Consider the following 2,748-nt stretch of genomic DNA (forward strand, 5'->3'; position numbering starts at 1 on the left):
TCGTCGTCTTGTCCTGATTTAAAGTTAATCCACTATATTCACGAAGCGTGAGACTCAGGACGGAAGCCGCAACAAGGTCAGAGACCTTGCGAGAATTTCCAACGCAGGAGATACCGCTTTGGATAAAAACACGGAAACTATTGAATATCGGCAACCTATTTAGGGTGCTTGATTTTATTGTTCGCTTTGCGCGGCTTTTTTGGCTGCCTTGGCGGCTTTGCGCTCCGCCCGCTTTTCGCTCAATTTGGTACGGTAAAACAGCAGGCGTTGGCGTTTTTTCCACCAGAACCATGCCAAAACTACTGCCAATACGCCCAAAACAACGAAGATGCCGGATTGCAGGCTGTGCATTTTTGCCATCAGCCAATCGATGTTGTTCGCGCCGTATTCGCCCAAATAAATCCACACCGGCACGGAAATCAACGCGGCAAGCCCATCCATCAGGATGAAGCGGGTATAGGAAACTTTGCGGCTGATGCCTGCGGTCACGAAAACGGCGGTACGCAAACCGGGCATGAAGCGGGCGACGAACAATACCCAGTTGCCGTATTTGTCGAATTTCTCCTGCACCTGCGCGTAACGCTTCGGCGTCATCACGCGGGCAATCGGTTTAAACTTAAGGATTTTCTGCCCCCACACGCGTCCGGCGACAAACATAAATCCGTCGCCCGCCAACACGCCGAGCATACCGACGACAACCATCCAATGCGAATTGGTGTGCCCCAAGCCGGAAATCACGCCGCCTGTCACCAGCGTCAAATCTTCGGGAATCGGCACGCCAAAGCCGCAAATGACCAAAACGAAAAACACGGCTGCATAGCCGTAATTGGCAAAAAGGTCTTCTAAAAAGGCAAACATGGCGTATCCGTCGGTTGTAATGTGGAGGGGAAATTCATTTGAACTGAATGTTGTATTTTACCAAAGATAGGGTCGTCTGAAAGAAATAACAAGGCAGATTATGAAAATAGGCGTCAACAATATGAATTGATGAGTTTCAGACGACCTCGAATCCTAAAAAACACAGTGGATTAACCTTAAACCGGCATGGCGTTCCCCCGCCTTGCCCTGATTTAAAATCAATCCACTGCACCGGCGTTCCCGCTTGCGTGAAAACGACGGCAGTTTCAAGGTTTGTTAAAAACCTGATTGTTTCCTGACAGCATTACTGCTTGCCGGTGATGGCTGCCGCGATGCGTTCCGCACCTTTTTTCGCCCAGTCAGCCTGACGCGCTTCGACCATGACGCGCACGACCGGTTCAGTACCCGATGCGCGCAACACGACTCGGCCTTTGCCTTCGAGTTCTTTTTCCACTTCGGCCAATACGTCTTTCGAGGCTTCCTGCCATTTCTGACCTTTTTGGATGCGCACGTTAATCATGGTTTGCGGATACGGCTGCCAGTCGGCGCAAACGGTGGCAAGGTCTTGGTTCAGGATTTGCAGCGCCGCCAAAACTTGCAGCGCGGAGATGATACCGTCGCCGGTGTTGTGTTTGTCCATGCACAAAATATGGCCGCTGGCTTCGCCGCCGATAAGCCAGCCGCGTTGGTTCAGCTGTTCTAATACATAGCGGTCGCCGACTTTGGCGCGGCAGAAATCGACGCCCTGCTCTTTCAGGGCGATTTCCATTGCCATATTGGTCATGACCGTACCGACCACGCCGCCGATGTTGATACCTTCGCGGGCGCGTGCTTTGGCAATGACGTAAATCAGGCTGTCGCCGTCGTACACTTTGCCGTTGCGGTCGACCATCATCAGGCGGTCGCCGTCGCCGTCCAACGCGATGCCGTAGTCGGCTTCGTTTTGCAAGACGGCGGCCTGCAAGGCTTTGGGATGGGTTGCGCCGCATTTTTCGTTGATATTGTAGCCGTTGGGTTCGTCGCCGATGCTGACGACTTGCGCGCCGAGTTCGTGGAACACTTTGGGCGCAACGTCATAGCCTGCGCCATGCGCGGTATCGACCACCAATTTCAGGCCGCGCAAATCCAAATGGCTGGGGAAGGTGGATTTGCAGAATTCGATGTAGCGGTCGTCCGCGCCGTTGATGCGGCGGGCGCGTCCGAGACGGGCGGACGGCTGGGTTTTCATTTCTTCATCGATTTTGGCTTCGATTTCCAACTCGATTTCATCGCTCAGTTTTACGCCGCCTTCGGCAAAGAATTTGATGCCGTTGTCGGAATAGACGTTGTGCGACGCGGAAATCATCACGCCGGCGGACAAACGCAGCGCGCGGGTCAGATAAGCCACGCCCGGCGTAGGCAGCGGGCCGGTTTGGATGACGTTGACACCTGCGGCGGTAAAGCCCGCCACCAGCGCGGCTTCGAGCATATAGCCGGAAATGCGCGTGTCTTTGCCGATCAGGACGGTCGGCTTCTGTCCGCCGTCATGCTGCACCAACACCTGCCCCGCCGCATAACCTAGTTTCAATACGAAATCGGGGGTAATCGGAAATTGACCGACTTCGCCGCGCACGCCGTCCGTGCCGAAATATTTTTTTGCCATGAGTTTGCTCCGTGAGGATGTTTTTAGAATGGGGTTACCCGTAAATGTCATAACGGGCAGTATAGGGGGATTTTATGCAAAACTGTTGGGATTTATGTTTAGCGTAATTAGATTGAGCCTGAGCGGTATAGTTTCTTATCTTATCAAAACCCGAAACAAGTTAACCGGATTAAACAAAAGGGTCGTCTGAAACCACCAAACTTGTTTGAACTGCATCCCAAAAGTTGGACATCCCCTCCAACTCACAA

2 protein-coding genes are annotated in these 2,748 nt (G+C 52.9%); both read right to left on the reverse strand.

The genetic code is table 11. The features are described from left to right. Positions 1-174: 174 nt before the first annotated feature. Positions 175-858 carry a DedA family protein gene (locus HMPREF2572_RS05620; RefSeq protein WP_070496681.1) on the reverse strand — a complete coding sequence of 228 codons (684 nt, stop codon included), beginning with the start codon at positions 856-858 and terminating at the stop codon, positions 175-177. A gap of 304 nt (positions 859-1,162) precedes the next feature. Next, the gene (glmM, locus tag HMPREF2572_RS05625) at positions 1,163-2,500 is read right to left on the reverse strand and encodes a phosphoglucosamine mutase (RefSeq protein ID WP_003743468.1); all 1,338 of its coding nucleotides are present in this window, start codon (positions 2,498-2,500) and stop codon (positions 1,163-1,165) included. Between the last annotated feature and the right edge of the window lie 248 nt (positions 2,501-2,748).

It is taken from the genome of Neisseria sp. HMSC064E01, from assembly GCF_001808875.1.
In the GTDB taxonomy this organism is placed as follows: Bacteria; Pseudomonadota; Gammaproteobacteria; order Burkholderiales; family Neisseriaceae; genus Neisseria; species Neisseria sicca_A.